The sequence below is a fragment of the Granulibacter bethesdensis genome, from assembly GCF_001889545.1.
Classification (GTDB): domain Bacteria; phylum Pseudomonadota; class Alphaproteobacteria; order Acetobacterales; family Acetobacteraceae; genus Granulibacter; species Granulibacter bethesdensis_B.
Map to the genome: position 1 here is coordinate 1,237,110 of NZ_CP018194.1, position 26,578 is coordinate 1,263,687.

At 59.7% G+C, this 26,578-nt stretch carries 29 protein-coding genes and 1 other RNA gene; 22 read left to right on the forward strand and 8 right to left on the reverse strand.

All coding sequences use genetic code 11. The annotated features are described in order from the left end of the window. Positions 1 to 112 precede the first annotated feature (112 nt). Both GbCGDNIH8_RS05650 and GbCGDNIH8_RS05655 read right to left on the reverse strand, forming a co-directional pair. Positions 113 to 571 carry a hypothetical protein gene (locus GbCGDNIH8_RS05650; protein ID WP_253736125.1) on the reverse strand — a complete coding sequence of 153 codons (459 nt, stop codon included), beginning with the start codon at positions 569 to 571 and terminating at the stop codon, positions 113 to 115. Then, positions 568 to 1,656, reverse strand: coding sequence for a lysine-2,3-aminomutase-like protein (locus tag GbCGDNIH8_RS05655; protein WP_253736126.1), 1,089 nt, complete (start codon positions 1,654 to 1,656; stop codon positions 568 to 570). The genes GbCGDNIH8_RS05650 and GbCGDNIH8_RS05655 overlap by 4 nt, the downstream gene beginning before the upstream one ends. Positions 1,657 to 1,709: 53 nt before the next feature. Here GbCGDNIH8_RS05655 and epmA point away from each other — a divergent pair, with 53 nt between their 5' ends. Then, the gene (gene epmA, locus GbCGDNIH8_RS05660; RefSeq protein WP_072572418.1) at positions 1,710 to 2,708 is read left to right on the forward strand and encodes an EF-P lysine aminoacylase EpmA; all 999 of its coding nucleotides are present in this window, start codon (positions 1,710 to 1,712) and stop codon (positions 2,706 to 2,708) included. 9 nt (positions 2,709 to 2,717) lie between these two features. Here epmA and thiE read toward each other — a convergent pair whose 3' ends face one another. The 3 genes from thiE to GbCGDNIH8_RS05675 are packed head-to-tail and all read right to left on the reverse strand — an operon-like array spanning position 2,718 to position 4,822. Continuing rightward, a complete protein-coding gene (gene thiE, locus GbCGDNIH8_RS05665; RefSeq protein ID WP_072572419.1) occupies positions 2,718 to 3,359 on the reverse strand; it encodes a thiamine phosphate synthase in 642 nt (213 codons plus the stop codon). A gap of 6 nt (positions 3,360 to 3,365) precedes the next feature. Beyond that, positions 3,366 to 4,286, reverse strand: coding sequence for a class I fructose-bisphosphate aldolase (locus tag GbCGDNIH8_RS05670; RefSeq protein ID WP_072572420.1), 921 nt, complete (start codon positions 4,284 to 4,286; stop codon positions 3,366 to 3,368). Positions 4,287 to 4,342: 56 nt separating this feature from the next. Beyond that, positions 4,343 to 4,822, reverse strand: a complete 480-nt coding sequence (locus GbCGDNIH8_RS05675) for a hypothetical protein (protein WP_072572421.1) — start codon at positions 4,820 to 4,822, stop codon at positions 4,343 to 4,345. Positions 4,823 to 4,887: 65 nt separating this feature from the next. Here GbCGDNIH8_RS05675 and GbCGDNIH8_RS05680 point away from each other — a divergent pair, with 65 nt between their 5' ends. The 4 genes from GbCGDNIH8_RS05680 (at position 4,888) to GbCGDNIH8_RS05695 (ending at position 6,550) form a co-directional block, all read left to right on the forward strand. Beyond that, positions 4,888 to 5,304: a hypothetical protein gene (locus GbCGDNIH8_RS05680; RefSeq protein ID WP_072572422.1), complete on the forward strand. Its 417-nt coding sequence runs from the start codon at positions 4,888 to 4,890 to the stop codon at positions 5,302 to 5,304. A 91-nt stretch (positions 5,305 to 5,395) separates the two neighbouring features. Beyond that, the gene (locus GbCGDNIH8_RS05685; RefSeq protein ID WP_072572423.1) at positions 5,396 to 5,770 is read left to right on the forward strand and encodes a cell division protein ZapA; all 375 of its coding nucleotides are present in this window, start codon (positions 5,396 to 5,398) and stop codon (positions 5,768 to 5,770) included. Between the two features lie 8 nt (positions 5,771 to 5,778). Continuing rightward, positions 5,779 to 5,935: non-coding RNA, 6S RNA (gene ssrS / locus GbCGDNIH8_RS05690), on the forward strand. 27 nt (positions 5,936 to 5,962) lie between these two features. Beyond that, the gene (locus tag GbCGDNIH8_RS05695; protein ID WP_081369042.1) at positions 5,963 to 6,550 is read left to right on the forward strand and encodes a 5-formyltetrahydrofolate cyclo-ligase; all 588 of its coding nucleotides are present in this window, start codon (positions 5,963 to 5,965) and stop codon (positions 6,548 to 6,550) included. Here the strand turns inward: GbCGDNIH8_RS05695 and GbCGDNIH8_RS05700 are convergent. Continuing rightward, complete coding sequence (locus GbCGDNIH8_RS05700) at positions 6,547 to 7,458, reverse strand: bestrophin family protein (RefSeq protein ID WP_072572424.1); 912 nt, start codon at positions 7,456 to 7,458, stop codon at positions 6,547 to 6,549. The genes GbCGDNIH8_RS05695 and GbCGDNIH8_RS05700 overlap by 4 nt on opposite strands. Positions 7,459 to 8,214: 756 nt before the next feature. Here GbCGDNIH8_RS05700 and GbCGDNIH8_RS05705 point away from each other — a divergent pair. The 4 genes from GbCGDNIH8_RS05705 to ruvA all read left to right on the forward strand — a co-directional run bounded on the left by GbCGDNIH8_RS05705 (position 8,215) and on the right by ruvA (position 11,084). Continuing rightward, complete coding sequence (locus tag GbCGDNIH8_RS05705) at positions 8,215 to 9,051, forward strand: TIGR00282 family metallophosphoesterase (protein WP_072572425.1); 837 nt, start codon at positions 8,215 to 8,217, stop codon at positions 9,049 to 9,051. Between the two features lie 110 nt (positions 9,052 to 9,161). Further along, entirely contained in the window at positions 9,162 to 9,911 is a 750-nt protein-coding gene (locus GbCGDNIH8_RS05710) for a YebC/PmpR family DNA-binding transcriptional regulator (protein WP_025320708.1), read from the forward strand. Beyond that, on the forward strand, positions 9,911 to 10,447 hold the full coding sequence (ruvC, locus tag GbCGDNIH8_RS05715) for a crossover junction endodeoxyribonuclease RuvC (protein ID WP_072572426.1): 537 nt from the start codon (positions 9,911 to 9,913) through the stop codon (positions 10,445 to 10,447). The genes GbCGDNIH8_RS05710 and ruvC overlap by 1 nt, the downstream gene beginning before the upstream one ends. Positions 10,448 to 10,469: 22 nt before the next feature. After that, positions 10,470 to 11,084, forward strand: coding sequence for a Holliday junction branch migration protein RuvA (gene ruvA / locus GbCGDNIH8_RS05720; protein WP_072572427.1), 615 nt, complete (start codon positions 10,470 to 10,472; stop codon positions 11,082 to 11,084). 6 nt (positions 11,085 to 11,090) lie between these two features. On the opposite strand, the gene bluB is transcribed toward ruvA, so the two are convergent. Beyond that, positions 11,091 to 11,741 (reverse strand): 5,6-dimethylbenzimidazole synthase, encoded by a 651-nt coding sequence (bluB, locus tag GbCGDNIH8_RS05725; RefSeq protein ID WP_072572428.1) that lies wholly within the window; start codon positions 11,739 to 11,741, stop codon positions 11,091 to 11,093. Between the two features lie 195 nt (positions 11,742 to 11,936). Between bluB and ruvB the strand changes: the two genes are divergently transcribed. The 13 genes from ruvB (at position 11,937) to thiD (ending at position 25,566) form a co-directional block, all read left to right on the forward strand. Next, on the forward strand, positions 11,937 to 13,016 hold the full coding sequence (gene ruvB / locus GbCGDNIH8_RS05730) for a Holliday junction branch migration DNA helicase RuvB (protein WP_072572429.1): 1,080 nt from the start codon (positions 11,937 to 11,939) through the stop codon (positions 13,014 to 13,016). 17 nt (positions 13,017 to 13,033) lie between these two features. Beyond that, complete coding sequence (ybgC, locus tag GbCGDNIH8_RS05735; protein ID WP_072572430.1) at positions 13,034 to 13,489, forward strand: tol-pal system-associated acyl-CoA thioesterase; 456 nt, start codon at positions 13,034 to 13,036, stop codon at positions 13,487 to 13,489. Further along, a complete protein-coding gene (gene tolQ / locus GbCGDNIH8_RS05740) occupies positions 13,489 to 14,214 on the forward strand; it encodes a protein TolQ (protein WP_072572431.1) in 726 nt (241 codons plus the stop codon). Before ybgC ends, tolQ begins: the two co-directional genes overlap by 1 nt. A gap of 53 nt (positions 14,215 to 14,267) precedes the next feature. Then, entirely contained in the window at positions 14,268 to 14,759 is a 492-nt protein-coding gene (gene tolR / locus GbCGDNIH8_RS05745; protein WP_072572432.1) for a protein TolR, read from the forward strand. An 80-nt stretch (positions 14,760 to 14,839) separates the two neighbouring features. Beyond that, on the forward strand, positions 14,840 to 15,814 hold the full coding sequence (locus GbCGDNIH8_RS05750; RefSeq protein ID WP_081368866.1) for a hypothetical protein: 975 nt from the start codon (positions 14,840 to 14,842) through the stop codon (positions 15,812 to 15,814). Positions 15,815 to 15,918: 104 nt separating this feature from the next. After that, positions 15,919 to 17,277, forward strand: a complete 1,359-nt coding sequence (gene tolB, locus GbCGDNIH8_RS05755) for a Tol-Pal system beta propeller repeat protein TolB (protein ID WP_011631813.1) — start codon at positions 15,919 to 15,921, stop codon at positions 17,275 to 17,277. Between the two features lie 166 nt (positions 17,278 to 17,443). Continuing rightward, complete coding sequence (gene pal, locus GbCGDNIH8_RS05760) at positions 17,444 to 17,920, forward strand: peptidoglycan-associated lipoprotein Pal (protein WP_072572433.1); 477 nt, start codon at positions 17,444 to 17,446, stop codon at positions 17,918 to 17,920. 120 nt (positions 17,921 to 18,040) lie between these two features. Continuing rightward, complete coding sequence (locus tag GbCGDNIH8_RS05765; RefSeq protein WP_081368867.1) at positions 18,041 to 18,898, forward strand: tetratricopeptide repeat protein; 858 nt, start codon at positions 18,041 to 18,043, stop codon at positions 18,896 to 18,898. Continuing rightward, positions 18,885 to 20,186, forward strand: coding sequence for a tRNA lysidine(34) synthetase TilS (gene tilS / locus GbCGDNIH8_RS05770; RefSeq protein WP_081368868.1), 1,302 nt, complete (start codon positions 18,885 to 18,887; stop codon positions 20,184 to 20,186). The genes GbCGDNIH8_RS05765 and tilS overlap by 14 nt, the downstream gene beginning before the upstream one ends. Positions 20,187 to 20,338: 152 nt before the next feature. Then, on the forward strand, positions 20,339 to 22,264 hold the full coding sequence (gene ftsH / locus GbCGDNIH8_RS05775) for an ATP-dependent zinc metalloprotease FtsH (protein WP_072573682.1): 1,926 nt from the start codon (positions 20,339 to 20,341) through the stop codon (positions 22,262 to 22,264). 9 nt (positions 22,265 to 22,273) lie between these two features. Then, complete coding sequence (gene folP / locus GbCGDNIH8_RS05780; protein ID WP_072572434.1) at positions 22,274 to 23,320, forward strand: dihydropteroate synthase; 1,047 nt, start codon at positions 22,274 to 22,276, stop codon at positions 23,318 to 23,320. A gap of 54 nt (positions 23,321 to 23,374) precedes the next feature. After that, on the forward strand, positions 23,375 to 24,745 hold the full coding sequence (gene glmM, locus GbCGDNIH8_RS05785; protein WP_072572435.1) for a phosphoglucosamine mutase: 1,371 nt from the start codon (positions 23,375 to 23,377) through the stop codon (positions 24,743 to 24,745). After that, positions 24,745 to 25,566: a bifunctional hydroxymethylpyrimidine kinase/phosphomethylpyrimidine kinase gene (thiD, locus tag GbCGDNIH8_RS05790; protein WP_072572436.1), complete on the forward strand. Its 822-nt coding sequence runs from the start codon at positions 24,745 to 24,747 to the stop codon at positions 25,564 to 25,566. Before glmM ends, thiD begins: the two co-directional genes overlap by 1 nt. A 13-nt stretch (positions 25,567 to 25,579) precedes the next feature. Here thiD and GbCGDNIH8_RS05795 read toward each other — a convergent pair whose 3' ends face one another. Continuing rightward, on the reverse strand, positions 25,580 to 26,569 hold the full coding sequence (locus GbCGDNIH8_RS05795; RefSeq protein ID WP_081368869.1) for an extracellular catalytic domain type 1 short-chain-length polyhydroxyalkanoate depolymerase: 990 nt from the start codon (positions 26,567 to 26,569) through the stop codon (positions 25,580 to 25,582). Positions 26,570 to 26,578: the final 9 nt, after the last annotated feature.

Consider the following 26,578-nt stretch of genomic DNA (forward strand, 5'->3'; position numbering starts at 1 on the left):
GGACGGGCGGCTGTCTAGACCGAACCGCCAGAACCGGCAACCTGTTATGACGGTGTAGGGCCGCCAATGCATATGGGATCATGAAGATTGGGGGATTTCAGGCCGGGCAATGTTACCACCACCAGCCCGGTCCCCACATACCGCCGCCCCAACCCCAGCCCCATGGTCCTCCGCCCCACGGCCCCCAGCCGAAGGAGGCGCTTTGATAGGCGAGGGCGGTTGATTGTGCCTGATTGGCCAGACGTTGCTGGAACGTCATCTGCTGATAGCGGCTGAACGAAGGCTGATCACCGACGAACAGGCATTTGCACACCACTGGATCGGCATACAGGAACGTCATCCTGTCGCCGGATGGCTGCATGACGATGCGGTTGGGGGGCAGGGTGGCAAGGCTGGTCTGGCGTTCCGGCGTATTGACAGGTTTGATGACAAATCCTGCCGCAGACAGAAGGGTTTCCTGATCGCTGATGATCTCCTCCTGAGTGGCGCAGCCGGTCAGCAGGATGCCCAGAGCGCAAGGCAGCAGCAAAACAGAGAGGCTGCGCAGGGCAGGATATTTGGATGCAGTCACGGCAAAGCCTCTCCAGACAAAATGTGGCGGTGGCCATGGATGTCGCGGATGGAGCCATCCGACTCCAGATAATCCGGATCGACCGGTACTTTCCCATATCCGCCGGGAATATCGATGACGTAAGTGGGCCATGCAAGGCCGCTGATACGGCTACGCAAGGCACGAAGGATGGCACGCCCTTCCTCGACCGGCACGCGAAACCTTGCTGTACCGGGGGCGGCATCCAGCTGGTGCAGATAATAGGGCTTCACCCGAAGACGCAGCAGACGACGATAAAGCGTCTCCAGCGCATCTGCGGAATCATTGACCCCTCGCAGCAGGACTGTCTGGCTTAGCACAGGGATGCCTTGATGCTGGAAAGACTGGATACATAAAGCCGCATTATCAGTGAGTTCACGAACATTGTTCGTGTGAAGAACGAGGAAAAGAGCTTTTTCTGTTTCAAGCGCATTGAGCATGGCTTGCGTGACAATAGCTGGTTCAGCCACCGGCACGCGACTGTGAATGCGAATGATATCAATATGAGGAATATTATTTAATTCATTGATAATAAAAGATAATCTTCTTGGAGATAGCATCAGCGGATCACCGCCGGTCAGAATGACTTCCCTTATCTGGGGATGGCCAGCCAGCCAGTCGAGGGCAACCCTTAACTGTTCCTCGGAAAGCACCCCTCCATCCGGTCCGACATGCTCCCGTCGGAAGCAGAACCGGCAATAGACCGGGCAGATGAGCAGCGGCTTCAACAGGGCACGGTCAGGATAGCGATGGACGATGCCGGGAACGGGCGACAGGGCATCATCGCCAATGGGATCGACGCTTTCATAGGGGGCGGTGATTATTTCCGCCGGATCAGGAATTACTTGCAGGCCGATCGGATCGTGACGGTCTGTGATCAGCGCCTGCATCGCGGGGGGGATAGCGATGGCATATTGCGCGGCGACCGCCTGTAACGGTGCCTCGTCATCAATCAGCCCGGCCCGTCGCAGATCAGCCAGACTGCGCAGGCTGCGTGGCGGGTGCGGATGACGGCATTCATCGGCATTTTCCGGATCATGATATGAACCATCGGGCATAAAGAGCATCTAGGCTCTCAAACCTCTTCCGGCAATGCACAGAGGCTGGCAAAGAGCAGATCATGGCAAGACCTTCCTGGCATCCGGACCGCTTTGCGGACCGTCTTCCCTTTCTGCACCGCCGTGCCGCGCTGACGCGTGCCGTGCGGGCGTTTTTTGATGCGCGCGCCTATCTGGAGGTTGAGACGCCCTGTGCCGTCACGGCTCCTGGTGAGGAAGTCCATCTTCAGGCTTTCCGGACGGAGCGGATCGGGGTGGATGGGGTGGTGACGCCGCTCTGGCTGCATACCAGTCCGGAATTTGCCATGAAGCGCCTACTGGTGGCCGGGGCAGGGCCGATTTTTCAGTTGGCCAGGGTCTGGCGCAACGGTGAAGGCAGCGCCCGTCATGCAGCGGAATTCACCATGCTGGAATGGTATCGTCCCGGCAGTTCCATGACTGATCTGATCGCCGAGACGATGCAATTACTGCATTCGGTCCTCCCGCCTGTCGTATCGAACGGCGATGTAACCACCCGGATCGAGGAGCCGGAAATCCTGACCGTGGCCGAGGCCTTTGCCCGCTACACCGGTGCCGATGTGCTTGCCACGGCTGATGACGCGCCGGCTCTTGCTGAAGCTGCCGGCGTGAGGCTGCGTGAGGAAGAGAATTGGGAGGATCTGTTCTTCCGCCTGCTGCTGGACCGGGTCGAGCCGCATCTGGGGCGCGAACGCCCGACTTTCCTCACCCACTGGCCGGTGGCGCAGGCAGCGCTGGCCCGACCCTGCCCCAATGATCCCCGTGTTGCCGAACGGTTCGAGTTGTTCGTCTGCGGCATTGAACTGGCCAATGCCTTTGTAGAGCTGACTGATGCGGAGGAGCAGAGGCGTCGCTTCCTGATCGACCGTAACAGGCGGCAGGCGCTGGGCGGACAGAGCTGGCCGCTGGACGAGGATTTTCTGGCCGCGCTCGCTTTTGGAATGCCTCAGGCGGCGGGGATTGCGATGGGTTTTGACCGTCTGGCGATGCTGGCCTCCGGCGCAGAGCGCATCCAGCAGGTGCAGTGGTTGCCCGAGGAATAGATCGGGACGTTACAGATCGTCGGTCAGAGCAGCTTGAATAGCGGTATTCAGCGCCTTGACCCCGGCAGCAGGTCCATCCGGATGGTTCCAGACTGCGCCGATCACGGCCAGAAAATCGGCTCCTGCCTTGACCAGCGGGGCGGCATTGGTCGGATCGATGCCGCCAATGGCAACGCTCGGCAGTTCCATCATCTCTGACCACCAGGCCAGCAGGTCAGGGGTTGCCTCAGGCACGACCTCTTTTGAGGTGGAGGGGTAGAATGCGCCGAAAGCGACGTAATCCGCACCGGCTTCGCCCGCGCTCATCGCCAGATCGCGGCTGCCATGGCAGGAGACGCCCAGAGTCAGATCACCGAGCAGAGCGCGTGCGGCGATCACGTTGCCATCTTCCTGACCGATATGCGCCCCGTCACAGCCGCTTTCCGTCACCAGATCGGGACGGTCGTTCAGAATGACGGCAACGCCGCGATCATGGGCAACCGGACGCAGCCGGTCGATGGCACGGCGCAATGCATCGTCATCAAGGTTTTTCAGCCGGATCTGAAGCGCGCCGACATCGCCCGCGTCCAGTGCGCGGGCGAGCGTATCGACGAAGCTGTCAGGATCGAGCGCCGGAGGCGTGATCAGATAGAGCCTGCAGCGCTCGTTCATGGCTCATCAGGCCTTGTTCTGGAAGATATCGATGATCTTCCCGAGCAGTTCCAGAGCTTCCGCACGCGGGCGCTGGAAGGTGTTGCGGCCGATGATGGAACCGTTGGCGCCGCCATCACGCAGACCGCGGATGGTATCCAGCAACTGGTCGGTGCCGGTGGTTTCGCCGCCGGAGAACACGACGATGCGACGGCCCGCGAAGGAAGCCTGCATCACATGCTCAACGCGCTTGGCCAGCGTCGAACGGTCGATATTCTGGGTCTCGTAGGTTTTCTGGGCGGCGGGCAGGCTGACCGCATCAGTGGGCGGCTTCACTTTGATGATGTGCGCGCCGAGCAGGGCAGCCATATGCGCAGCATAGGCGCAGATATCCAGTGCGGTCTCGGCCTTCTTGTCGAGTTCCGGACCACGCGGATAGCTCCATACCACCACGGCAAGACCGGCGGATTTGGCTTCTTCGGCCAGTTCACGCAGCTCTTCCATCTGGTCGAACGCGTACTCGCTGCCTGGATAGATGGTGAAGCCGATGGCGGAACATCCCAGACGCAGCGCGTCGGCCACAGTGCCGGTAACGGCCTGGTCCTTGGTAACAGCAAGGCTGTTGGAGGAATTGACCTTCAGGATCAGCGGAATGGAGCCTGCATAGGTGCCTGCACCGGCCTCGATCATGCCCAGCGGGGCGGCATAAGCGCTCAGCCCGGCTTCGATGGCGAGGTCGAAATGATAATGCGGGTCATAGGCGGGCGGATTGGGGGCGAAGCTGCGGGCCGGGCCATGCTCGAACCCTTGATCCACCGGCAGAATGACCAGCTTGCCGGTTCCTCCCAGACGCCCTTCCATCAGGATGCGGGCGAGGTTGGCTTTGGTTCCCGGATTGTCACTCTCGTAATTATCGAGGATTGATTTGACGACAGGGGTGATACGCATCGGGCCGTTCTCCTGCTTGGGCTTTGTCGCGCTCGTAGCCCAGTGGGGCGCGTCTGTCACGCCGGGGTCTTGAGCCATGTTAGCAAAGTTTCGAGAGTTGCGCCGTTTCTCCGGCCCTTCAATGGCAGATGAAAGGCCGGTGGCGGTGCAGAAAGCAGGGGAATGCATGCCGACTCCGCCATGAAACCGATGGCCGGGCTGGCGGGGGAAGGAGCAAGAATGAGCATCAGAGGCGGGGACTCGCCCGTTTGTCCTGTCATGTGCCATGTCACGGTTTCGTCAATGGGCCACGCTGCCCGCAAAAGGGCGGCGGCCAGCCCCGGCGCATCTCCACAATCCGCGAGCGACTGAAAGGGAATATCAGGAAACTCCCTGCTGGCGGCCTGCATCATGGCCAGCCACCAGCCGCAGCCACCGGACGCAAGAATCCCAGGCGCAGAGAGCAGGGCCACGCCGGTTTGAGCCACAGAGGCATGTCGAAGCGTCCTTCGGACATCCTCCATCCCATGGACAATCACTGCGCTGAACCGAATCATGCTTGACCTTCAAGCGGTTGGCTGGTTTCAACGCAAGATTGGAATAAGTGGGCGGCGGAGGATCAATGGCCGGAAAGATTGATGCGGTGGAAGCCACTGCGCGGATCGAGGCTGCTCTGGACCGCCTCGCCAACGCGACCAGGGTGCAGTCATCCCCTCCGCCGGGGCCGGATCCAAGGCTGGAGGATCTCGCCGCGCGGATCGACTATCTGGTGACACAGTTGCGTGAGGTACTGGCCGAGGACAGGTCAGCAGCACTGCCTGATCTGGAAAAAACCCTGCTTCCGGGTGAGGCAGCCCCTCATGAGGGGCCGAATGAGTTCCCGGACTCAGCGGAAGAAGGAAACATGGCGGCCCCACCATCACCGGAATCCGCATCGCCCCCTCAGACTTATGATGGTTCATACCATTCAGTCAGCTATGGGACGCCCACGGAAGAGGGGGCTAACTTCACGCCGCCTCATTATAATTCATGGCAGTAAGCCGGGACAGTTCAGGTCGGGGCCAGACTAACAAGGCACCAGACTCCATGGCAGTGGCTGATAGCTGCCAGTCTCTGGGAGGGACAGGCGAATGGCGCAAGTGACGGTGCGCATCAATGGATACGCCTACACGGTGGGTTGCGAGGATGGTCAGGAGCATCATCTCCAGGCCATGGCGCAGCAGGTCGAGGACCGGATCGACAATATCAAGTCGCAAGGCGGTCAGAGCGGGGAGGCACGCTTGCTGGTGCTGGCGTCTTTGCTCATGGCGGACGAAATTCACGATCTGCGCCGGGAAGTCCGGCAACTGAGTCAGGATCCGAGCCATGCCACCTACGGCGATGCTCACAGGGCGGCGCATGATGACGGCCGGCCTGCCGTGCAGGATGATCCCGCCTTCATCGAAAGGCTGCGACGTCTGGCCGAGCGTGCGGAAGAGATTGCAGCTTTTCTCAACCATCCCTAAATAGGAACGCGGAGCTGCCCGGTGCGTCAGGCACATTAATCCCCCGGGCCGATAAGCATTCCCTCGGGAACTGGCGCTGTCATGGCCGTGGTCATGATATCCGGTGCCCACCTGCTCTAGCAGGTCTGAGGAGGATGATACGCCAACGGCCAGGGTGGCTCCCCTTTTCCTTTCTCATACTATGGCGCGGTCATGATGGTGCTGGCTGATCAGGACATGTCCCTTGCCGGGCGCAAACAGGCCCTGCGTCAGCGCGCCTATGCCTTGCGCGAATCACTTGATCCATCGGCCGGGATAAAGCTGGGTGAAAATCTGCTGCGCGATCTTCCGCCTGCTACGGGCCATGTTGTGTCGGTTTTCTGGCCTCTTCCCGGTGAACTTGACCTGCGGCCTCTGATGGCAGCGCTGTATGCGCGTGGGCATCGGATCGCCCTGCCGGTGACGACGAAGAAAGGCGAAAAGCTGATCTTCCGTGAATGGATGCCGGGCGCGGCCATGATCGAGGGTCGTTTCCGCACCCTTCACCCCGACGGGCCGGAGATTATTCCGCAAACGGTGCTGGTGCCTCTGCTGGCCTTCGACCGCACCGGAAACCGACTTGGCTATGGTGGCGGCTATTACGACCGGACTCTTGCCGCACTGCCTTCGGTGCAAGCAATCGGTTGTGCTTTCGCGGCGTTTGAAGTGGATAACGTGCCGGTGGAAGCAACGGATTTTCCCCTCCGTGCTGTTGTGACGGAGCAGGAGACGATCCTCTGCCCTGATCGCCAGCCGAATTAGGTCAGCACGCCCTTGATGGGGGCAAGAGGCGCCGGAAGCGCATCCACCCCCAGAGTTTCGAGCAAGTCGATCTCGATTCCGCGCACGATCGCATTCAGTGGCAGATCGTTCTGATGAAGGCCGAAAGGCTGTTCCAGCTCGTCGCTCAACGCATCCAGTCCGAAAAACGTGTAGGCGAGCACACCGGTCAGCAGTGGAGTTGCAAAACCGAGCGTGGACACGAAGCCGAATGGCAGCAACAGGCAAAAAATCCACGCCGTCCGGTGCAGTAACAGCGTGTAGGCAAAAGGCGTATTCGCTGAGACAATCCGCTCGCATCCTCCCTGCGCGGCCCCAATGGCATGGAGGCGTGTCTCCAGTGTCATCATGATGATGTCTGACAGCAGGCCATGCCGGCCCCAATCGGCGATTTTTTCCATTATGCTGCGCAGGATTGCTTCTGGTCTGTTGTGCACAGCGAGCAGAGCAGCATGCTCTTCCACCGACAGATAATGCCCTGCTTCATCAAGACCAGTTTCATCCCGCAGCCTTGCTTTCAACAGGTAAGCATAAGCGATGCATTGATGCAGGATATGTGTCCGGCCCGGATGATCGGTGGGAAGAAAGGCGGTTACATCCCGTGCCAGTGCCCGCATCTCGATGACGAGCGCACCCCACAGTTTACGTCCTTCCCACCAGCGATCGTAACAGGCGTTGTTGCGGAAGCCGAGGAAGATAGACAGGGCCAGTCCGAACAGGGTGAAGGGGACGCTGCTGAATTCGGGATAGGCACCCGGATGGGCATGCAGAACAATGGCCAGTGCGGCGGAGATCGCCATGATCAGCGAAACCTTGGGCAGGATGACCGGCAGCACCGACCCCCGCAGGGTGAACAGCATCAGGATGCGATTGGGCTGTTTGACGATCATGGGATGCACGCTTACCGGTCATTTCCCCTGCTGCACAAGTATCGTTGGACAATCAGGGGGCGGCGTGGCAGGCGGAGCCCATTAAAGCCGCGTCTTTGATTCAGTAATGCTTGCCTGTCACATGTAAGCTCCGGCCATGGGCGGGAAGAGGAAGGCATTATGTCCCGTTGGCGCACCGTCCGGCCAGCGTTGTGTCACCAACTTCGTTTTGGTGAAAAATCCGCATCGGTGCTGAACTCAGCAACAAGATCTTCAAACTGGCTGCGATGATCTACTGCCAGCGCGATCAACTCGGAATAATCCCGTAGTTCTTCCCAGTTTGGCATAGCCGGTGCGCAACCATGGTGCGAAACGATATGAGCGGATCACACGAAGCGACGTTATTGTATCCACCGGCCCATTGCATCGCATAGCCGCCTACTCAGTACAGCACCTTTTTAGGGCATTTTTTGACGGTAATCAGGGCTTGTCTGATACCTCGGTACACACTGTTTGAAGAGTTTTTGAGACGGGGTTATCCGACCCATTTTACCGTTCTTTTTTATCCTGTGCATTATCATCATCAGGACATGGCAGGAGAGGGAAAACCATCAGTGGCATTCCCTGCGCGGCGTGTCATAGAGCAGCCTGAGAACGCTTTGAGAATTTTTTGGAATGCCAAGCCAAGCCGCAAAATTTTCCCACCAAATCAATCATTTATCCAGCACCATTGCCGGTTCAATCCGGTATTCTAGCCCTGACTGAAGGACGACACCCATGCGAATTGTATTTTTAGGCGATGTGGTTGGGCGTTCAGGGCGGGAAGCAGTGCTGCGTGCCCTGCCTGATCTCCGCACCCGGTTGCAGACTGATCTGATCGTGGTGAATGGCGAGAATGCCTCCCACGGTTTCGGTCTGGCGCCGGATATGGCCCGTGATTTTCTCAATGCAGGCGCGGATGTAATCACGCTCGGCAACCATGCATGGGACAGGAAGGAGTTGATTCCTTTTCTCAGTCAGGAAAAACGGGTGGTGCGCCCGCTGAACTTTCCTCCCGGTACGCCCGGGCAGGGGGCCGTGGTGGTGGAGCTGTCAGGGGGACGGCGGGCGCTGATCATCAATGTGATGGGCCGCCTGTTCATGGATCCGCTGGATTGCCCGTTTCGGCTGACGGCGCAGGAGTTGTCGCGCTACAAGCTGGGTGGCGTAGCAGGGGGCGGCAGTATTCAGGCGGTCGTGATCGACGTGCATGGAGAAGCGACCAGCGAAAAAATGGCGTTCGGCCATAGTTTTGACGGGCAGGCGACGTTAATCGTCGGTACACATACACATGTTCCTACTGCTGATCACCAAATCCTTCCGGGGGGCACGGCCTACCAGACTGATGCCGGCATGTGCGGTGATTATGACAGTGTGATCGGCATGGGAAAGGAAGCTGCGGCCACCCGGTTCTGGCGCAAGACACCCGGCGAGCGTCTGTCGCCGTCCGAGGGAGATGCGACGGTATGCGGTGTTTTCGTGGAGAGCGATGATGCGACCGGTCATGCGGTCAGGGTAGAACCCATCCGGATCGGTGGACGTCTTTCACAGATGATACCGGCCCTCTCTGTATAGGCCTTGATTATAACAGCAGAAACGGGTGGCGGTTTACCGGGCGGGATAATCTGCTGTAGACCCGGCCCACAGCTTTTATGACACAGTGACAGAAATGCAGGATCGCGGCGATGGCCGGCCATAGTCAGTTCAAAAATATCATGCACCGCAAGGGCGCGCAGGATGCGCGCCGGGCGCGGGAGTTTGCCAAGGTCATCCGGGAAATCACGGTTTCAGCCCGTTCGGGCCTGCCTGATCCGGCCTCCAATCCGCGCCTTCGTGCCGCGATCAGCTGGGCGCGTGAGGTTAACATGCCCAAGGATACGGTTGACCGCGCCATCAAGAAGGCGACCGGGGCCGGGCAGGGCGATGATTACGCGGAAGTGCGCTATGAAGGCTACGGCCCTGCCGGTGTGGCAGTGATTGTCGAGGCCCTGACCGATAACCGCAACCGCACTGCGGCTGATGTCCGTTCGGCATTCAGCAAATATGGCGGCGCGCTGGGGGAAACGAACTCTGTCTCCTTTATGTTCAGCCGCGTTGGCGTCATCCGTTTCCCTGCTTCGGCAGGCAGTGCTGATGACATGCTGGAGGCCGCGATCGAGGCCGGGGCCGACAATGTGGAGAGCACGGCGGAAACGCATGAGATCACCACCTCCGTGGAGGATTTCTTTGCCGTGCGCGATGCGCTGGAAAGCCGCTTTGGCGCGCCGGAAGCCGCAAAGCTGGACTGGCGTCCCGGTACCACGGTGACGCTGGATCAGGACAAGGCCTCCAGCGTGCTGAAGCTGCTGGACGTGCTGGAGGACAATGATGACGTTCAGGCAGTCTATGCCAATTTCGACATTCCTGATGATGTGATGCAGGCTCTGTCGGCCTGATGCTGTCAGCTTCTCCTCCCGCTCAGGCAACGGTCCGGATGCTCGGTATTGATCCGGGCCTGCGCTTTACCGGCTGGGGGGTGATCGAGGCGACGGGAAACCGCTTGCGCCATATCGCTGATGGCGTGATTGCGACGGACAGCACCGAGAGTGTTCCAGCCCGGCTGCGTGTTCTGCATGATACCTTGACCAGCCTGCTGGTGACGTATCATCCGCATGAGGCGGCGGTCGAGGAAACCTATGTCAACCGCAACGGCACGGCGACGCTGAAGCTGGGTTATGCGCGGGGTGTGGCGCTGCTGGCTCCGGCCCTGAGAAATGTGCCCGTTGCGGAATATGGTGCCAAGGCTGTGAAACTTGCCGTGGTCGGGACAGGTGGGGCCACCAAAGATCAGGTGCAGATGATGGTGCAGCGTCTGCTGCCTGGCGCCACCCTGAAACGGGCCGATGCGGCGGATGCTCTGGCGGTGGCAATCTGCCATGCTCATCACCGGGCCAGCCGTTCCGCATGGGCGCGCGGTGCTGTGATGGCATGAGGACGGGAAGGAAGCAGGACTTATGATCGGTCGTCTCACCGGGCTGGTGGACGGGCTGGAGGAGGATCGCTGCCTGATCGACGTCAATGGCGTGGGTTATGTGGTCCATGCATCCTCCCGCACACTGGCGGCGCTGCCCCGTGCGCCGGAGGTGGCTCGGGTGCTGATCGAAACGCAGGTGCGGGAAGATGCGATCACTCTGTTCGGCTTTGTCGATACGGCAGAGCGAGACTGGTTCCGCCTGCTGACCACTGTGCAGGGGGTCGGGGCCAAAGTGGGGCTGAACATCCTGTCCGCCTTGTCTGCGGGTGATCTGATTTCAGCGCTGATGGCTGGTGATCAGCGTGCCCTGACCCGCGCCAGCGGTGTGGGACCAAGACTGGCGGCCCGGATTGTCTCGGAATTGAAAGACAAGGTGGGTGCCATGCCCGCTGGCCCGGTGACGATCGGCGGCATGGGGGCGATCAGTGGTCCCGCTGGCGGTGTGGAGCAGGATACATTATCGGCGCTGCTCAATCTCGGCTACCGCAGGCCGGAAGCACTGGCGACGATCCGCCGGGTGCGGGAGGCGTTGGGCGAGGAGGCAGGGCTTGATGCCATCCTTCGCCAATGCCTGCGGGAGCTTGCGCCTGGTTGAAGGGGATCAGCGATGCAGCAGCCCTGCATCGCGCCTTGCGTGATCCCAGCCGACCTCTTCCAGTTCCGGCGTCTCACTCTCCTTTACCGGATAGCCGACACACAGATAACCAATCAGCTGCCAATGGGCAGGGACATCCAGCATGGCGTTGATCGGCTCGGGGTCGAGAATGGACACCCAGCCGACGCCCACCCCTTCCGCCCTGGCCGCCAGCCAGAATGTGTGAATGGCCATCACGGTGGAATAGGCGAGGGTTTCCGGCATGGTCTTTCGCCCCAGACCATGCCCCTGTTCAGGATCAGGCTCGCAGAACACCGCGAGATGAACCGGTGCATCGTCCAGCCCGGCCAGTTTGAGCCGTGCGTAAAGCTGGGCGCGCGATTGTTGACCATTGTTCTGCAGGGCTGACAGGGCATCGGCATTGCTGGTTTCGAAATTGGCGCGGATCGCAGCCCGGCGGGCTGCATCATCGACCAGTACGAAGCGCCATGGTTCGCTCAACCCGACGGAAGGAGCAAGACATGCTTCGGCCAGCAGCCGAGGCAGAGTATCCACGGGCAAAGGCTCGCGGCGGAAATGGCGCACATCGCGACGCCAGCGCAAAAGACGATGCAATTCCTGCCTGAAGGCGGAATCGAAAGAGACCTGATCGGTCATCTATATACCAACCTCCCTGAAAAAAGGGCTTGCCCCCTGTTCGTTCTTGTTTTTGCGCCGTATCCCTGCCCAGATTGCGGAGGTAAGGATTCGTCGAGCACACTGTAGCTGCCATAGATCATCCATAAAACCGTATAACACTGACAATTTGTTGTTTTAACCACTCCGCTGATCATCCGGGAAACGATCTGCCTTATGCCTGAACACGATCCTTATCAGGAGAACCGGACGGTCAGCAGTGTCCGGTTGGAGGATGATGCGGCGGAAGCCTCCCTGCGGCCGCAGATGCTGTCCGAATTCATCGGTCAGCGGGCCAGCCGGGAAAATCTCTCTATTTTCATCCAGGCCGCAAAAGCCCGTGGAGAGGCGATGGACCATGTCCTGCTGCATGGCCCGCCGGGACTGGGCAAGACCACGCTGGCGCAGATTGTCTCGCGGGAGCTGGGGGTCGGGTTTCGTGCTACCTCCGGTCCCGTTATCCAGCGGGCAGGGGATCTTGCGGCGATTCTGACCAATCTTCAGCCGAGAGACGTTCTGTTCATTGATGAAATTCATCGCCTGCAGCCGGCGATCGAGGAAGTGCTCTATCCGGCCATGGAGGATTTTCAGCTCGATCTGATCATCGGTGAGGGACCGGCGGCGCGCTCGGTGCGGATTGATCTGGCGCCCTTTACGCTGGTGGCGGCGACGACGCGGGCCGGGCTGCTGGCAACACCTTTGCGGGACCGGTTCGGCATCCCGCTGCGCCTGATTTTCTATACAGCCTCCGAGCTGGAACTGATCGTGTCGCGAGGCGCAGAAAAGCTTGGTTTTGATCTGAGCCGGGAAGGGGCGGCGGAAATTGCCCGGCGCTCCCGCGGGACGCCGCGTATTGCAGGGCGGTTGCTGCGCCGGGTACGGGATTTCGCGATGGTTCAGGGTGTTTCCCCTGTCGACCGTGCCACCGCCGATGCGGCCCTTCAGCGGCTGGAGGTGGATTCGCTGGGACTGGATGCGATGGATCGGCGCTATCTGCGCCGGATCGCGGAGCATCATGCCGGTGGGCCGGTCGGGGTCGAGACCCTGGCGGCTGCTCTGGCCGAGGCGCGTGATACGCTGGAAGATGTCATCGAACCTTATTTGATTCAGGAAGGGCTGATTTTGCGCACCAGCCGTGGGCGTATGCTGGGTGAAGCGGGTTGGCGGCATCTGGGGCTGGCGCCGCCCCCATCGGCAGCGGGCGGCCAGCCGGATATGCTGACCCTGTTGCATCGCGATGGCAGTGCAGATGAATAAGCCGTAGGAAAATATCCATGATCATGGAAGGCCGCCATCACTATCCTGTCCGCATCTATTATGAGGACACGGATGCCGGTGGCATCGTCTATCACGCCAATTATCTCCGCTTTGCGGAACGGGCGCGGACCGAAATGCTGCGGGATTGCGGCGTGCCCCATGCGGAATTGACGGGCGATCATGGCCTGATGTTTGTAGTGCGCCGCGTGAGGATCGACTATCGCAGACCTGCGCTTCTCGATGATCTTCTGACGGTGGTAACGCGCGTCGAATCGATGGGTGCGGCGTCGGCTGAACTGGAGCAAAGGGTGGAGGGGCCGGAGGGCGAGCTGCGGGCGTTGCTGCGTATCGGGCTGGCCTGTGTAAAAATTGACGACCAGAAACCGGCCCGCGTGCCGGATCGCTGGAAAGAGGCATTGGATGAATTGTCGAGATCGGGTACCAGCCCGGTTCCGACCTTGGGAGAGCAATAGTGGACCGCGCTGTGGAAGCGACCAATCTGGCAGGTAACGCCGCCGCTGGCGGCGACCTGTCCTTGCTCGGCTTGTTCCTGCAAGCTGATGCCATCGTAAAGATCGTGATGCTGCTGCTTTTGTTTGCCAGCATCTGGGTCTGGGCCGTGGCGATCGACAAATTTGTCAGCCTGCGTCGGGCCAATCGGGCCGCCGATGCGTTCGAGGATCGTTTCTGGTCTGGTGGCAGTCTGGACGAGCTTTATGAAAATGAAGGCGCCAAGCCGACCAATCCGATTGCCGCCGTGTTCGGTGCCGCCATGGGTGAATGGCGACGGACGGCACGGGTTGCCGGGACCGATCTCAGCCGTTCCGGCGTGCGGGAGCGCACCGATCGCGCCATGGCTGTGACCATCGGGCGGGAAATGGACCGGCTGGAACGCTGGATGGTGTTTCTGGCTTCCGTCGGCTCTACAGCGCCGTTCATCGGTCTGTTCGGGACGGTGTGGGGCATCATGAACTCCTTCTCCTCCATCGCCGCCATGCACAACACCAATCTTTCCGTGGTGGCACCGGGCATCGCCGAAGCGCTGTTCGCAACCGCGATGGGGCTGGTTGCCGCTATTCCTGCGGTGCTGATCTACAACAAGCTGAGCACCGACATGGCGCGTTTCGCAGCGAGGCTGGAAGCGTTTGCGGCGGAATTCGGCGCGATCCTCTCCCGTCAATCTGAAGAGCGCCCGTGACCTGAGCATGGCTTTGCTCAGCATCACGTCGAACGTCAGCAAGGAATTTTATCATGGCGATGTCAGTGGGCGGCGGTAACGGACGCGGAAAAGGGCGTTACCGCCCCATGGCCGAAATCAATGTGACGCCGCTGGTCGATGTCATGCTGGTGCTGCTGATCGTGTTCATGGTGACGGCACCGATGCTGACTTCCGGCGTCAATGTTGATTTGCCCAAGACCAATGCCGCACCGGTCAATCAGGACAACACTCCGCTGACCGTGTCGATCAAGCCTGATGGCAGCGTCTATTTCCAGAACGATCAGGTTCAGCTGCCTGAACTGGTCGCCAAGCTTCAGGCCGTGGCGCAGGATAACAAGGATCGCCGCATTTTCGTCCGTGGTGACAAGGACGTGAACTACGGGACCGTGATGCAGGTGATGGGCACCATCACGCAGGGCGGTTTCACCAAGGTGGCGCTGCTGGCTGAACAGCCGGGCCCGGCAGTGGCTGGTTCAGACGCAAAAACTGCGCCTGCCGCCTCTGCCAAACCCGGCAAGCGCTGATTCTCTGAACGCGGTGGCAAACACACAATGACGGTGTTCCTGCGGGATATGGTCATGGCCGGAGCGGTGGGGAGGGCGCCATGCGGCGCATGAACCGCTCGCTGAGCCGTGGGGCCGCGATTTCCTTCGCCGTCCACGTGCTTGTGCTTGCCATTATCCTGATCGGGATTCCGATTACGCCCCCCCCACCACCGCCGGAAGACAAGCCGGTCGAAATGGAGTTCGAGGGACCGGCGCAAACGGCCCGGAAAGCCGAGCAGTCCGGTCAGGTTGCTGCGCCGGCTGACCGGGAGGATAACGACGAAAAGGAAACGGCGACGCAGCCGCCAAAGCCGCAGCCGACGGAACCTCCGCCCCCGCCACCACCCCCTCCGCCGCCTCCGCCGACCTCAGCGCCTGCTGCGCCCTCTCCGGTGCAGCCGGAGCCGCAGCCTCCGCGTGAGGAAAGCCCGGAGCCGTCGCCTGTCGCACCGCCTCCGCCGCCCGCGCCCCCGCGGCCGGTGCAGCAAGCCCAGCCTGTGCCTCCATCGCCGATTCCGCCGCCGCCGAAGCCGGTGGAGTCGCCGCCGAGCAAGACGCATCAGCCGAACGAGACCAAAAATCCGGCTGCTGACAGCCCGGCAAATGAAAATACGCTGGAGAAGGCGCTGGCCAAGCTTCAGAAGCAGACCAGGCCGCCGACCGCCCGCCCCAATCCTGCATCAGGGGCAAGGCGAAATGGCGGAGGATCCCCGACCTCTGACGACACTGCGTCGCTTAGTGCCGTGCAGCGTGGCGCGGTGGGTGATCGGGTGCGCGAATGCTGGACCATCGATGCCGGGGCTGAGAACGTGAAGGATTTCTCTGTTATTCTGGATGTCGATACGCGTCCGGGTGGTATTGCCTATCGCGCCATGATCGATCCGGCAGAAGCGGGTAAAATGAGTAATCCGGTGTTCCGGGCCTTCGCAGAACGGGCCAGACGTGCGGTGCTGGACAGCCGCTGTGCAACTCTGCCTTTGCCGCCGGAGCTGGCCGGCAAACCGTCATCCTTCAAATTCCGTTTCAGACCATGAACCTGCCGGGCTTGGAACGTGACAGACTTGGAACGTGACAGGCTTGACGCTCTGCCACACAAATGCCTGCCGAACAGGGCAAGATCCTTCCAGGAGGAATCGCAATGACGCATGAAGACCGTATCCCGGACCGCATAGCCGAGCAGCTGATGGGGCTGCGGCGGCGTGATATGCTGGGCTTCTCCGCTGCGGCGCTTGCCGCACCGCTGGGTTTTGCCGGTCCCGCTATGGCCCAGCAGGCGGCGGGCCAGTCTGCCGTCATCGATGTGGATCGCGCCCGGACTGCTCCGATCCCGATCGCCATTCCGTCTTTTGGGGGCGGTTCCCAGCTTGCACAGGATATGGCCGGTGTCATCGCTGCCGATCTGGAACGCAGCGGACTGTTCCGCATCGTGGCGCCGGGTGCCTATCCTCAGCAGAGCGGGGATGTGCCGAATTTCCAGAGCTGGGGCGCCATCGGCGCCCAGGCGCTGGTGACGGGCAATGTTTCCGGCAGTGGTGGCAGCGTGCGCGTTGAATTCCGTCTGTGGGACGTACTTCCGCAGCAGCAGATTCAAGGCACAGCTTACACCACGACGTCCGGTAACTGGCGCCGGATCAGCCACATCATCGCTGATGTGATCTATGAGCGTATGCTGGGCGAAAAAGGCTATTTCGATACCCGGATCGTCTATGTTTCCAATACCGGACCACGCACCAACCGAACGAAGCGGCTGGCGGTCATGGATCAGGATAGTGCCAATAACCGCTATCTGACCGATGGTAGCTGGATGGTGCTGACTCCACGTTTTCATCCCACGCGGGATGAGATCGTCTTCATGAGCTATGCCAATAACCGCCCGCGGGTTTACACTTTCAACCTTGCCACGGGCGGCCAGCGGATGCTGGGCGAGTGGCCAGGCATGACCTTTGCGCCGCGTTTCTCGCCGGATGGTTCCAGTGTCGTGATGTCGATGACACGCGGGGGCGGATCGGATATTTACGTTGTGGGCCTTGGTGGCGGTGGTCATCGCCAGCTCACCAATTCCGGCTCGATTGATACCAGCCCGTGTTTCAGCCCGGATGGCAGCCAGATCGTGTTCAACTCCGACCGTGGGGGCGATCAGCAACTTTATGTCATGGGGGCGGACGGATCCGGTGTGCGGCGCATCAGCTTTGGCAGCGGGCGTTATGCGACACCTGTCTGGTCGCCGCGCGGTGATCTGATCGCGTTTACACGGCTTGGCTCCTCGGCCTGGAACATCGGTGTCATGAAACCCGATGGCTCAGGCGAACGTATTCTTGCACAGGGATACGATGTCGAAGGGCCGACTTTCTGCCCCAATGGTCGTGTGCTGATGTTCTGGTCTGCTTCCGGTGGTCGGCAGAAGCTCGTTTCTGTTGATATTACAGGCTTTAATGAACGCCCTGTTCCAACACCGACCGATGCCAGCGATCCTGCCTGGTCACCTTTGGCCGGATAAGATTAAAATCTGGAGAGAAGTGGTTTAGGTGCTGGTGAGGATATTGACCGATCGCGTAATGATTCGATAATCCGCCCGGTAAGACGTGGCGGGATCAATCCCGTTCGTTAAAAAACCGGGAACGCACGTAAACAGCCTGTCAATTTGTGTAGGGATACAAAAAGCAATGAACTACAAGCTTTTCGGCGCTATGGCCGTTGTCGCCCTTCTGGCGGCGTGCTCCGGTAGCGATCAGTCTGCCAATCAGGCGGGTGCCGGTGCTTCCACCACTGCTACCGGTGTTGTTCCTGGCAGCCAGGAAGATCTGGTCCAGAACGTTGGTGACCGCGTGTTCTATGCGTTCAACCAGTCTTCCCTGAGCACCGATGCCCAGGGTACTCTGGATCGTCAGTCTGCATGGCTGCAGAAATACCCGCAGGTGAGCGTGCAGGTTGCCGGTAACTGCGATGATCGCGGCACCGAAGAATACAACCTTGCCCTTGGTCAGCGTCGCGCCAATGCCGCCCGTGACTTCCTGGTGGCTAAAGGCGTTGCCTCTTCCCGTATCACCACCATCAGCTACGGCAAGGATCGCCCGACCGCTGTTGGCGATGACGAACAGGCATGGGCGCAGAACCGTAACGCCATCACCTCGGTTCGCTGATAGCAGGATCGTGTCGTTGGGAAGGCAGCAGGGCTCTTCTCCCTCTTGCCTTCTGGCGACAGACAGGATCAGGTCAGGAAGCAATGCTTCCTGACCTTTTTTGTTTCCCGGAGGAATTCCATGAAGCGTATGGCTAGGCCGTTGCTGGCCGCGATCCTGGTGGCGGGGCCAGCTTTTCTGGCCGCCCCTGATACTGCGTCTGCACAGATAGAAAGCCGCGAAGGTATTGCCCTGCAAAACCAGATTCTGGAGCTTCGGCAGCAATTGCAGGAACTGGGCAGTCAGGGCAGGGGGAATATCGTTACGACTGCTCCTGTTCAGTCACAGGGGAATGTGAACGGCGATCTGCTGGCGCAGCTTCTTCAGCGGGTTCAGACTCTGGAAGAGCAGGTTCGCACTGTGCAGGGTCGTATCGACGATCTTGATAACCGTATGAAAACGCAGTCCGATAATCTGGCCAAGCAGATGGACGATCTGAAATATCAGATGGGGGGGGCGAATGGTAACAATGCCCCTTTAGCCGCACCCCGCGTTAGCGGGGCGCAGAGTGCTGAAGGCAGGACGGCACCCACTCCACCGTCACAGATGACGGCGCCGGCGCCCACGCCCCAGCTTTCGTTGCAGGCAGGATATTCCGCACTGGCACGTCGTGACTATGCGGCTGCCGAGGCAGCTGCGCAGCAGATTCTGAGTAATCCTCGCCATCCCCATGCGTATGATGCTCAGTATTTGTTGGCTCAGGCTTTGGCCGGACGAAGGGATTGGCAACAGGCCGCCCTGACATATGATACGGTCTATAAGCGCAACAAGACTGGGTCTCATGCGGCGGAGTCCCTGCTTGGGCTGGCCAATGCTCTGGGGGCTATCAATGAGAAACCAGCCGCTTGCGCGACGATTGCCAAACTTCAGAGAGAGTTTCCCTCTGCTGCAGCCGGTACCAATGTGAAGGCGGCCAGGCTCCGCTATGGCTGTTCCTGAAAAGCAGCGATCTGGCCTGGAGACAGGCAGTCGTGATCATGATCGGGTCACGCCATCCGCCTTCGCGGAGGCAATGGCCCGGATTGTGCCGCCGGCCTCGCAGCGGGTTGCGGTTGCGGTGTCCGGTGGATCTGACAGTCTGGCCCTCGCCCTGTTGACAGCCAGGTGGCAGCGGTCACGCGGTGGTTCGGTTCTGGCACTGGTGGTTGATCATGGACTCCGCCCGGAATCGGCTTTTGAAGCACAGGTCACGCTGGATCGACTGAAAACACAAAAAATTGAAGCCCGTTTAATCCGGCTGACCACTCTTCACAGGGGCAGCGCGATCGCAAGCCGAGCCAGAGCCGCCCGTTATGATGCGTTGATTGCCGCTTGCCGGAACGAAGGTATCCTTGATCTTTTGCTGGGTCACCATCGGCAGGATCAGGCTGAAACGATATGGATCAGGCAACAGGCAGCCAGTGCCGTAACAGGCCTTGCAGGGATGGCTGTGGTCCGTGAAGCGTCTGATATTCGTCTGTTACGCCCGCTGTTGGCTTTCGACAAAACCTGTCTGAGGAATGTGGTACGTGACCATGGTCTGGGCTGGGTAGAAGATCCGTCCAATCACGCTCCTGCTGCCGGCCGCACACAGGCGCGGGAAGTCGTGGAGCGGGATGGCCAGCAGCGGGATGATCTGCTCGCAGTGGCCCATCACGCAGCCATGGCCAGACGGGTGCAGGAGCAGGCGATTGCGCAGGAACTGGCTGCAACCGTGTCTTTCCTGCCCGAGGGATATGCACTTGTCAGTGGAAACACTCTGTCATGTCCCTCCCTTGCGGCTGTTCTGGCGGCAGTCAGCGGAAGGGACTACCGCCCACGTCATGCCAGGCTGACGCCTTTCCAGAATGGCTTGCGATCCATGACGTTGGAGGGCGTACGAGTGATGCCTGCTGGCCGTCTGCCGGGGGACTGGTTGATTGTGCGAGAGCATGCCGCGCAACAGCCCCCCATTTCTGCCAGGGATGGAGGGCTTTGGGATCAGCGTTTCCGTATCCGTGACCCGTCGGGAGAAGCAGAAGCAAAAGGCTTGTCTCTCGGTGCGCTTGGCAAGGATGCAAAGCTGTTCCGCTCACGCGATGGACTGCCTTCGGTCATTTTGCAGACACTGCCCAGCTGGCGGCAGGGAGAGAACCTGATAGCGGTGCCGCATCTTGGTATCGTGAGAAGCGATCCGGGCGCGACACTGTGTCTCAGCCCGGCGCAGCCAGCCACCGGAGCCTTGTTTCAGCCTGCCGTGATGGGCTGATGGGTCCGTCATTCCGCCAGTTATTGGCGGCAAGGGGGTGCGCTGGACAAAAAGAGTGCTTATGTTGACACAGCTGACGAAATCCCTGACCGGATGCAATCAGCAGATGATTTCATTTTAGGGCCCGCTTTCGGCCCCGGGACGCACTGATGATGGGTAATTTCGGCCGTAACCTGGCCTTATGGGTGGTCATCGCTCTGCTTCTGGTTGTGCTGTTCAACCAGTTCCAGCCGGGTGGCGGAAAGCCGCAGGAAGCGCAGATCGCCTACTCGGACTTCATTGGCGAGGTTAATGGCGGTCGGGTACGGAGCGTCACGATCCAGGGACATAACGTGTCCGGTTCGATGACAGATGGCAAAGCATTCCAGACCTACACCCCCGATGACCAGAGTCTGGTGCAGCATCTGACCGACAAGGGCGTCAGGGTGGTGGCCAAGCCGGAAGATGGGGATGTTTCGCCGTTCCTGCATTACCTGCTGTCATGGTTTCCGTTCCTCCTGCTGATCGGGGTATGGGTCTTCTTCATGCGCCAGATGCAGTCCGGCGGCGGGCGGGCTATGGGTTTTGGTAAATCCCGGGCACGTATGCTGACCGAAAAGCAGGGCCGGGTGACCTTCGAGGATGTTGCAGGCATCGATGAAGCCAAAGGCGAATTGCAGGAAATCGTCGAATTTCTGAAAGACCCGCAGAAATTCCAGCGTCTTGGCGGCAAGATCCCCAAGGGTGTGCTGCTGGTTGGCCCCCCAGGCACTGGCAAGACGTTGCTGGCGCGTGCGATTGCGGGTGAGGCGAACGTTCCTTTCTTTACAATTTCCGGTTCCGACTTCGTGGAAATGTTTGTCGGTGTCGGTGCCAGCCGTGTGCGTGACATGTTCGAGCAGGGGAAGAAAAACGCGCCCTGCATTATTTTCATCGACGAAATTGACGCGGTTGGACGTCATCGCGGTGCCGGGCTCGGCGGTGGCAATGATGAACGTGAGCAGACCCTCAACCAGATGCTGGTGGAGATGGACGGCTTCGAGTCCAATGAAGGCGTCATTCTGATCGCGGCGACCAACCGTCCCGACGTGCTTGATCCGGCGCTGCTGCGTCCGGGTCGCTTCGATCGTCAGGTGGTCGTGCCTAATCCGGACGTGGCCGGGCGGGAGAAAATTCTTCGCGTGCATATGCGCAAGGTTCCGCTGGCAAGCGATGTCGATCCCAAGGTGATTGCACGCGGCACCCCCGGTTTCTCTGGTGCCGATCTCGCCAATCTGGTGAACGAGGCTGCGTTGCTGGCGGCCCGTCTGTCCCGCCGTACTGTCTCCATGGCCGAGTTCGAGGATGCCAAGGACAAGGTCATGATGGGGGCTGAACGCCGCTCCATGGTCATGTCCGATGCCGAGAAGCGTATGACGGCCTATCATGAGGCAGGCCATGCGCTGTGCGGTATCTATGAGCCGGACAGTGATCCCCTGCACAAGGTCACTATTATTCCTCGCGGCCGCGCGCTGGGTCTGACTATGAACCTGCCGGAAGGCGACCGTCTGAGCTACTCCAAATCCTATTTGCTGGCGAAACTTGTGCTGACGATGGGTGGCCGTGTCGCGGAGGAGCTGATTTTCGGCCCCAATCAGGTGTCGAACGGGGCTTCCGGTGACATCAAGCAGGCTACGGACATCTCCCGCCGCATGATCACTGAATGGGGCATGAGCGACAAACTCGGGATGATTGCTTACGGTGATAACAGTCAGGAAGTTTTCCTGGGTCATTCGGTGACCCAGTCCAAGAACATTTCCGAGCATACGGCCCGTGAAATCGAGGGCGAGGTCAAACAGATGATTGACCGTGCCTATGCGCGCGCAAGGGAAATCCTGACCCAGCATATCGATGAACTTCATCTGCTGGCGCAGGGTTTGCTGGAATATGAGACCCTGTCCGGTGAAGAAAGCCGCATGGTGATGCGCGGGGAGAAGATTGAAAAGAAGGTCGTGGATGAGCCGATGCCGGAAACACGCCGGTCTTCTGTTCCTACGACAAGCCGTCCGGCGACGCCTCCACCCGGTGAAGGGTTTGGGGCAGCCCCTCAGCCGGGCTAACCGGCTGAGATGACGCGACATCAGGAGGAGGGGGCGCAAACAGATATTCTTGCCCCCGTCGAACCGCTTGGGCTGTTGAATGCAGAAGCAGCGCGTCTGGCTGTGTCGTCAGGCATGGCGGTGCCCTTTCTTGGCGGTCCATTGGCATTTTCCCTGTACAGGGAAGGTGATTCCGTTTTTCCTGCGAGCCGGCTGGAAGAGCCGGAACGGGAGAGATTGACAGCCCTCCGTCCCCACTGGGCCGGTTTTGCGCGACCGGCAATTATGGGCATCATCAATGTCACGCCAGACAGTTTCAGCGATTCCGGTGATCGTTTCGATGTCGGCCGGGCTGTTGCCGATGCAGAAGAGATGCTCGCTCAGGGCGCGGATATTCTGGATATCGGGGGGGAAAGCACCCGTCCAGGCAGTGTTCCCGTGCCGCCGGAAGAAGAACAGCGGCGCATTCTGCCGGTCATCAGCGCTTTGGCAGCCAGAGGGGCGGTGATTTCTGTCGATACACGCAATGCCTCCACCATGCGGAAGGCGCTTGATGCGGGGGGGCGTATTTTCAATGATGTCTCCGGCCTGACACATGATCCTGCCTCGCTCCGTCTTGCGGCGGAGGCCCAGTGTCCCGTGGTGCTGATGCATATGCGTGGTACGCCGGCGACGATGATGGATGGCGCCAACATCGCCTATGAAAATGTGGCCGAGGATGTCTTTTATGAATTGCAGCATCTGCTGAACCAGGCTGAAAAAGCAGGCATCCGCCGTGACAATATCGCCATCGATCCCGGGATCGGCTTTGCCAAGCTGAACCGTCACAGCGTGGCTTTGCTGGATCGGCTGCCTTTGCTTGCCACACTGGGTTGTCGCCTGCTGATTGGCGTATCGCGTAAAGGTATGATTGCGGCACTGGCCGGTGACGGGACTATTCTCCCGAAACAGCGTATGCCCGGTTCGGTGGCAGTTGCCTTGCATGCCCTGTCGCGAGGGGCCGATATTTTGCGGGTCCATGATGTGGCCGAGACGGTGCAGGCCGTTAAAATCTGGATGGGATTGGAGGCTGGTTGAAGCGATGAATAGCGCAACCCGTGTATGGGCTGATGGCTTCGGTTTTGATCCGACATGACACAGAAACGTCTTTTCGGGACCGATGGCATTCGCGGGACGGCGAATACCGCCCCCATGACGGCGGAAATCGCCCTGCGGGTTGGACAGGCGGCAGGGCTGCTGTTTACGCGTGGTGATCACCGGCACCGGGTGATCATTGGCAAGGATACCAGACTGTCAGGATATATGATCGAACCAGCGCTGACGGCCGGCTTCATCGGTGCGGGCATGGATGTGACGCTGGTTGGACCATTGCCGACACCGGCTATTGCGATGCTCACCCGCTCCCTTCGGGCTGATCTCGGCGTTATGATCTCAGCATCGCATAATCCTTATGAGGATAACGGTATCAAGTTGTTCGGGCCGGATGGTGAAAAACTGTCCGACGCAACCGAGATGGAAATCGAGCGGCTGCTGCATGCTGATCTGTCCGGCCAGCTTGCTGCCCCTGCCGCCCTGGGCCGGGCTGCCCGTCTTGAGGATGCGGCAGGGCGGTACATCGAAAGCGCCAAGTCGACTTTTCCGAAGTCACAGCGTCTGGATGGTCTGAAAATCGTGCTCGACTGTGCCAATGGCGCGGCCTATCGCGTTGCGCCGACGGTGCTGTGGGAGCTGGGCGCAACAGTGATCCCGCTCGGTGTCAGTCCGGACGGGTTCAATATCAATTCCGGCTGCGGTTCAACGGCGCCGGATTATCTCTGTGCTCAGGTGGTGAAGCACGGCGCTGATCTGGGTATTGCGCTTGATGGCGATGCGGATCGTCTGCTGGTCTCCGACGAACGCGGGCATCTGGTGGATGGTGATCAGATCATCGCATTGATTGCCAGAAGCTGGTCTGCCAGCGGTCGTCTGCGCGGTGGCGGCGTTGTGACGACCGTCATGTCCAATCTGGGTCTTGAGCGCTTTCTGAAGGCAAACGGGCTGATCCTGGACCGGACCCGTGTCGGTGACCGCTACGTGGCCGAGCAGATGAGGGCAACGGGTCGCAATATTGGTGGTGAGCAGTCTGGTCATGTCATCCTGTCCGATTACGCGACTACCGGCGACGGGCTGATTGCTGCGTTACAGATTCTGTCCGTTCTGGTTGAGGAGGGAAGACCGGCCTCTGAGACGTGCCGAGTGTTTACTCCTTTGCCACAGAAACTGAAAAACGTGCGCTATCATCGGGATAATCCGCTTCTTCATCCCAGAGTGAAGCAGGCGATTGCTGATGCTGAAAGCGGCTTGAACGGGCACGGGCGGCTGCTGATCCGACGCAGTGGAACGGAGCCGCTGATCAGGGTGATGGCGGAAGCGGAAGATGAAACCACCGTTATCCGTATCGTCGACGAATTGTGTGATGTTATTGCTGAGTCAGCAGAGTCTGAAACACAGGTGCAAATTTGATGAGGGGACGGGTTCTCTCAATTGCAGGCTCGGATTCTGGCGGAGGGGCCGGTATTCAGGCTGACATCAAGACCATTACCGCGTTGAATGGTTACGCTTTGACGGCGTTAACGGCATTGACAGCGCAGGACACTCAGAATGTCCATGCCGCGCTTCCGGTGCCTCCTGATTTTGTGGCTTTGCAGATCCGTTTTGCTCTGGCTGATCCGGGTGTCGATGTTATTAAAACCGGAATGCTGACAAATGCGGAGACTGTGCAGGCGGTACTGGATGAGATCAGGAACGCTGCCAGAGTAATTACTGGCGGGCTGCCTTTGGTGGTCGACCCTGTGATGATCGCAAAGGGGGGAGCATCACTGCTTGATTCTGAGGCAGTTGCGCTGGTACGCGACAGGCTGGTACCTGCGGCTTCTGTGCTGACCCCTAATCTGCCGGAAGCATCAGTCCTGACGGGATTATCCGTGACTGATGAAGCCAGCATGAAACAGGCCGGTCAGATTTTGCTTGAAAAAGGGGCCCGTGCGGTACTGATAAAAGGTGGTCATTTGCAGGGCCCGAGAATCATTGATCTGCTGATGACCCGGGATGGCGCCAAACGCTATGAGGCCCCCAGAATTGATACGAGGCATACGCATGGAACCGGCTGCACGCTGGCCAGCGCGATCGCAACCGGGCTGGCACAGGATATGACGCTGGAAGATGCCGTGACCCGCGCGATCAGCTATGTCCGGGCGGCCATGATCAGGGCACCCGGTTTTGGTGGCGGCCACGGTCCGTTGAACCATGCCATTACTGTCAATCGCCTGACACGCTGGAATTGAGAATCCGGCCCCTTTAAACGTTCCAGAAAGCGGCAGCATGGTCGGCAGCATGAACCCCGGTCACGCTCTGCACATATGGATCGCTTGCTGCCAACAATGGCTGGTCAACCGGTAATGCATGTCCAAGACCGGGAACAAGATGCAGTGATACCAGCGTTTCACCGTCTCGTTGCCAACTGATTCCCTCTGGCCTTGCAGCCTGCTGAGGTAACATCTCTGCCTGCATATCGTGCGAAAGACGATGCAGACTGAGAAACTGCCTTGCCAGCAATCCGGCATTCAACGGTGAGACTGCCCTGTCAGCAAGTCCGTGCCAGATGCTGACACGTGGCCAGCGCGTCACTGAGGATGGCGCAAGTGCCCGTGCGCAGACTTCAAGATACTCATGAGTGCAACTAGGCAGCCCTTTTTTCATCAGCGCCAGAGCGCCAGCAGGTGTGTTCACGACATTGGTGGGCAGTCCGGCAAACAGCATCCCGCGTGCAAACACATCCGGATATGTTGCCAGCATGGAAGCAGCCATGGCCGCGCCTGCAGATAATCCTGCGATATATATCCGGCGTGGATCAACCGGATACGTTGTGCAGGCGTGATGTATCATGGAGAGGATCGAGATGGCTTCCCTGCCGTTGCTGCCAATATCTTCAGGCCGGAACCAGTGGAAGCATCCGGCCGGATGATTGGCTCTGGACTGGACAGGTAAAATAAGGGGCGCATTGAGCCGTTCTGCCAGCGCGATCCAGCCGGATGCGGCGGCAAATGCCTCGGCATTCTGCCCGCATCCATGCAGCAGAATCAGAAGCGGGCAGGGCGTCTTATCCTGTCGAGAGGACGGGGGATAGACCAGCATGTTGAGTCGGCCCGGGTCAGGACCGAAATGATCGATCCTGACTGGCTTCTTTTCCAGCCAGGCTGCTTGCTGGATGAGTGGAGAAGGAACTGCCTTTTGTAAGAGTTCAGCTGTATGACGCGCTGTCCGCAGCCATGATCGAACCAGTTTCATGTGTCAGGA

What these genes read in the sequence shown, in the direction of transcription:
- pal (WP_072572433.1), top strand. Translation starts at nt 17,444, where the DNA reads ATGAACTACAAGCTTTTCGGCGCTATGGCCGTTGTCGCCCTTCTGGCG.
- GbCGDNIH8_RS05710 (WP_025320708.1), top strand. Translation starts at nt 9,162, where the DNA reads ATGGCCGGCCATAGTCAGTTCAAAAATATCATGCACCGCAAGGGCGCG.
- GbCGDNIH8_RS05655 (WP_253736126.1), bottom strand. Translation starts at nt 1,656, where the DNA reads ATGCTCTTTATGCCCGATGGTTCATATCATGATCCGGAAAATGCCGAT.
- ybgC (WP_072572430.1), top strand. Translation starts at nt 13,034, where the DNA reads ATGATCATGGAAGGCCGCCATCACTATCCTGTCCGCATCTATTATGAG.
- glmM (WP_072572435.1), top strand. Translation starts at nt 23,375, where the DNA reads ATGACACAGAAACGTCTTTTCGGGACCGATGGCATTCGCGGGACGGCG.
- ruvC (WP_072572426.1), top strand. Translation starts at nt 9,911, where the DNA reads ATGCTGTCAGCTTCTCCTCCCGCTCAGGCAACGGTCCGGATGCTCGGT.
- ftsH (WP_072573682.1), top strand. Translation starts at nt 20,339, where the DNA reads ATGGGTAATTTCGGCCGTAACCTGGCCTTATGGGTGGTCATCGCTCTG.
- thiD (WP_072572436.1), top strand. Translation starts at nt 24,745, where the DNA reads ATGAGGGGACGGGTTCTCTCAATTGCAGGCTCGGATTCTGGCGGAGGG.
- tolB (WP_011631813.1), top strand. Translation starts at nt 15,919, where the DNA reads ATGACGCATGAAGACCGTATCCCGGACCGCATAGCCGAGCAGCTGATG.
- thiE (WP_072572419.1), bottom strand. Translation starts at nt 3,359, where the DNA reads ATGAACGAGCGCTGCAGGCTCTATCTGATCACGCCTCCGGCGCTCGAT.
- GbCGDNIH8_RS05765 (WP_081368867.1), top strand. Translation starts at nt 18,041, where the DNA reads ATGAAGCGTATGGCTAGGCCGTTGCTGGCCGCGATCCTGGTGGCGGGG.
- GbCGDNIH8_RS05750 (WP_081368866.1), top strand. Translation starts at nt 14,840, where the DNA reads ATGCGGCGCATGAACCGCTCGCTGAGCCGTGGGGCCGCGATTTCCTTC.
- tilS (WP_081368868.1), top strand. Translation starts at nt 18,885, where the DNA reads ATGGCTGTTCCTGAAAAGCAGCGATCTGGCCTGGAGACAGGCAGTCGT.
- ruvA (WP_072572427.1), top strand. Translation starts at nt 10,470, where the DNA reads ATGATCGGTCGTCTCACCGGGCTGGTGGACGGGCTGGAGGAGGATCGC.
- GbCGDNIH8_RS05680 (WP_072572422.1), top strand. Translation starts at nt 4,888, where the DNA reads ATGGCCGGAAAGATTGATGCGGTGGAAGCCACTGCGCGGATCGAGGCT.
- GbCGDNIH8_RS05695 (WP_081369042.1), top strand. Translation starts at nt 5,963, where the DNA reads ATGATGGTGCTGGCTGATCAGGACATGTCCCTTGCCGGGCGCAAACAG.
- GbCGDNIH8_RS05670 (WP_072572420.1), bottom strand. Translation starts at nt 4,286, where the DNA reads ATGCGTATCACCCCTGTCGTCAAATCAATCCTCGATAATTACGAGAGT.
- folP (WP_072572434.1), top strand. Translation starts at nt 22,274, where the DNA reads ATGACGCGACATCAGGAGGAGGGGGCGCAAACAGATATTCTTGCCCCC.
- GbCGDNIH8_RS05675 (WP_072572421.1), bottom strand. Translation starts at nt 4,822, where the DNA reads ATGATTCGGTTCAGCGCAGTGATTGTCCATGGGATGGAGGATGTCCGA.
- GbCGDNIH8_RS05705 (WP_072572425.1), top strand. Translation starts at nt 8,215, where the DNA reads ATGCGAATTGTATTTTTAGGCGATGTGGTTGGGCGTTCAGGGCGGGAA.
- GbCGDNIH8_RS05685 (WP_072572423.1), top strand. Translation starts at nt 5,396, where the DNA reads ATGGCGCAAGTGACGGTGCGCATCAATGGATACGCCTACACGGTGGGT.
- epmA (WP_072572418.1), top strand. Translation starts at nt 1,710, where the DNA reads ATGGCAAGACCTTCCTGGCATCCGGACCGCTTTGCGGACCGTCTTCCC.
- GbCGDNIH8_RS05700 (WP_072572424.1), bottom strand. Translation starts at nt 7,458, where the DNA reads ATGATCGTCAAACAGCCCAATCGCATCCTGATGCTGTTCACCCTGCGG.
- tolR (WP_072572432.1), top strand. Translation starts at nt 14,268, where the DNA reads ATGGCGATGTCAGTGGGCGGCGGTAACGGACGCGGAAAAGGGCGTTAC.
- bluB (WP_072572428.1), bottom strand. Translation starts at nt 11,741, where the DNA reads ATGACCGATCAGGTCTCTTTCGATTCCGCCTTCAGGCAGGAATTGCAT.
- ruvB (WP_072572429.1), top strand. Translation starts at nt 11,937, where the DNA reads ATGCCTGAACACGATCCTTATCAGGAGAACCGGACGGTCAGCAGTGTC.
- GbCGDNIH8_RS05795 (WP_081368869.1), bottom strand. Translation starts at nt 26,569, where the DNA reads ATGAAACTGGTTCGATCATGGCTGCGGACAGCGCGTCATACAGCTGAA.